This window comes from Candidatus Micrarchaeia archaeon, assembly GCA_041650355.1.
GTDB lineage: Archaea > Micrarchaeota > Micrarchaeia > Anstonellales > Bilamarchaeaceae > JAHJBR01.
Genome location: JBAZLI010000092.1, coordinates 1 through 3,307 on the forward strand (window position 1 = coordinate 1; position 3,307 = coordinate 3,307).

Annotated in this window: 2 protein-coding genes; both read left to right on the forward strand. The window is 55.5% G+C overall.

Translation table 11 applies throughout. From position 1 onward, the window contains the following. On the forward strand, positions 1-1,350 hold a 1,350-nt coding region (locus WC488_05110; protein MFA5077775.1), incomplete at its 5' end, for a hypothetical protein. A 57-nt stretch (positions 1,351-1,407) separates the two neighbouring features. Then, the coding region (locus tag WC488_05115; protein ID MFA5077776.1) for a hypothetical protein at positions 1,408-3,307 on the forward strand (1,900 nt) is incomplete at its 3' end.

The following is a 3,307-nucleotide window of genomic DNA, read 5'->3' on the forward strand; positions in this document are numbered from 1 at the left end:
TTCTTCGGATTCTGCCAGTCATACTACAACGGAGTCGGAGAGGGCATCAATTCCCTGGCCCCGCTGGTTTTCTCCAACGGCTCGAAGTCCTGCAATTACGCCCAGAACACCAACCTCTTCAGGTTCGCCAGCATAACCGATACCCAAATCACGCCATTCTCAATCAGCAACGTGTCTGATAGCGACCTGTTCTACTCATGCGCCGGATGCGTTGGAAAAGGAGACATACCCACCGACCTTCCGAACCAGTTCCAGGTGGATTCCGAAAAGAGCCAGTGCAGCCTCTTCTTCCCGCAGATAGAAATAGCCGCGGACACGCTGGACATGGACCCCACGCTTCTGAGGGCCGCGGTATGGCAGGAGAGCGATTTCGAAAAGTGCGCCGTGAGCTACGTTCCAATGTCCTGGGACACGTGCAATCCATTTAACGAGAACCCGGTGGACGACCCGGATGAATGCTGCCCGCCAGAAACCGAGAAGTGGTACGTGGACTCTGCGCATTCCGGAGACCCGGTCACCCCGTGCAGGCCGCAATCCCAGATAACCGGGACTCCCGGGGAAGAGTGCAAGCCCTGCGCTTACGGCCTTGCGCAGGTTATTGAATACCCATCAGATATTTATGAAGGCCACGCAGCCGAGCAGCCCGCGGTGGTGCGCGCGTGCGGCTCCAAACTCACCCCTCACGCGGACTTCAACCCGTTCAGGGTTTTCGACGGTCCGTGCGACTATTCCTACAAGTTCATGTACATCAATTTGCCAGCGGGAAGGGACCTTGTAAGCAAAAACAAGAACGACTTGAACGCAGGGGGAAACACCGCAGTTGACGAGAACAAGCGCGAATGGTACTCGGTTTTCTTCGGCCTTGACCTTATGTTCGGGCACCAGAGCAGGCCCGCGTGCCACTTCGCCAGCGAAACCCAGCTGCAGTGGATATCTCATTTTAACGACCAAAAAGACAGGATGGACTGCGGAGAGTTTCCGGTTGTGTGCACTGGCGGCCTTACGTATCCATCGGAAATAAGGTCAGCGTGCTGCGGAAACAAGGACTTCCTCAATTACGTGAAATACTGCGAGCACAACGGAGACTTCTCGTATGCGTACGACATACTGGACAAGTACGAGGAGCTCGGGAATGAGTGCGAAAACCTCTATTGCCCCGAAAGGAAGCTCGGGGACAGGAACCCCATAGAATACTTGTGCGAGAGCGGATCCATGAAGCAGGAATGCTGCGACGCAGCCAGGAGCGGGAGCGGCTGGAGTGCACTGGTGCTTTGCACCAATCCGTTGGCTCCGCCGGAATGCATACTCAGATACTGCTCAGGTTTCACGGATCTGGCCGGATCGGGTTAGGTAATGGTTTTTATTATGCTCCAATCTAAAACATAAACGAGATATGATGGTGATAGGATGGCACAAATTCAAGTTGAAAGTGAAGCCAACGCGCCTCTTGCATGGAGCGTTATGCTCGGGAACTTCAAGCGGACTATCGCATCTATGGACGAGGCATTGATGAACGGGCAGAAGCCCAAGATACGGCTTCCGAACGGAGAAGATTTCGAGATGCCGCCCAACATGGTCCTGTTTGCGATGAAATTAAGGGCCTGTAGCGACCAAAGCGGCGTCATACGGGCGGAAAAGGCACAAATAAACTCTAGTTTAGTCGGTTATCCTGCAGGCCTCGGCTTCCAACCGACTCTTTCGAAAACAACGCAGGCAGTTCATACAGTTGACCTCCTTGGCGAAAACTGGCTAAAAGACTACAAAGGCAGAAGCGAAGGCCTAAGAAGACTTAGGAATATTGTAAACACGGGCGCCGCAGAGGCATATCTGGCTGCGCAGGTCCTGGCCGGCCAGCTGGAGCTTGCAGAAAAAATGAAGCGCAATTTTTCATTCAAAGAGACCTGCGACACAACGGAGCGTGAAATCGCCAGAATAAAAGGCCGCTTTGGCGAAGCGGATTTCCAGATGATATACGGCGGGGTAGGGCCGATGACGGATTTCATGCGCGATGCAGTCACACATATGGAAAGATACAAGGGATGGGCGAGGCTGCAGCAGAGCACCGAAGGTTTTACTCCGATAGGCAGATGGGGCGGCACGTCCTTATCGAGCGGCGTGGACAACTTTATAGACATATGGGCTACTGGCGTGAGCTGGCACCAGCTGTACATGGCGCCTTGGAACCTTGTCGCCGGAACCGCGAAGGGCGCCGCCGGCATCTCTCTTGGGGTAATCGGTGCGGTGGACAGCACTGCAGACGTACTCTACGAAGCCGGAAAGCTCCTTTTTACCGGCGGCCAGTTCATTCCCGACCCGAACACGCGGGGTGGCCAGGTGCTCATAGCGGTAAAGTGCCTGGGCGACCGGCTCAGCAAAGTGGGTAGCGACCTGGCATGGCTCGAGAGCGCCTACGACATTCCTGACGCGAGCAAACGGGAGGTCACGAAGATTTTGGCAGAAAAGGCGCTCATATCTGAGATGGCGGCATTCTTCAGGGAACTCGACAAGGCGCAGCAGGTCTCGGCAGGAACCGAAGTGGCTGCGGTTTTCGGCGCTTTGGCCGCAGTTACCGGGCCGCTCGTCGTGGCTGGTCCGCTCCGGATGGCTGCGGGCGGCGCGCGGGAGGCCTTCGTTCAGGGTGCGAGAGAGGCAGCAGAAGAGAGCGGCAGGAGAACCGCGTGGACTGTTGCCAAAGGCGGCCTTAAAGGCGTGGGGAGAGGAGGTTCCACGGCTTTGGCGCAGCTGACCGCAGTTTCTCCGGTTGCCCTGGGAAAATCATTCGTGGGGGGCACAATCGCTGGCTATTTGATTGCCTTTGGGTCCGAGCAGGTGTTCAGCGGAAGCCTGGAAGACGTGAAGAGGGACGCTAAGGCTTACAGGCAGCTCCTTGCTGACCAGAACGTCCGAAAAGCGCTGGAAAACAAGGGATTCAGGATAGACGGTTCAACCGGCGTTGACGCCATGCTCGTTCAGCTTGAAAAGAACGGGGAATTGGGCAAGGACTGGCAGACGCGCACCAAGATGGCATTTAGCTTTGGCTTAATAGCACTGGGCTGGCGCGCCTGGAAAGGAATCAATCCAAAAGAGCTTCAGGCAAGAGCCGTGGAAATCGCAACCGAAGTCTCTCAACGTTCGAGCCTCATGGAAGCCGCTAATTTTGGGTCCAGGGAAATACAACGCGCAGCATGGGAGAGCAACTGGATGTGGCGTGCAAAGGCCCGTTTCTTCGAGAAGAACGTTGAGGCGGACCTGGCCTATGCCAAGGGCATAGAAGATTTGATGGAGAACATGGAAAGCATACGAAAAT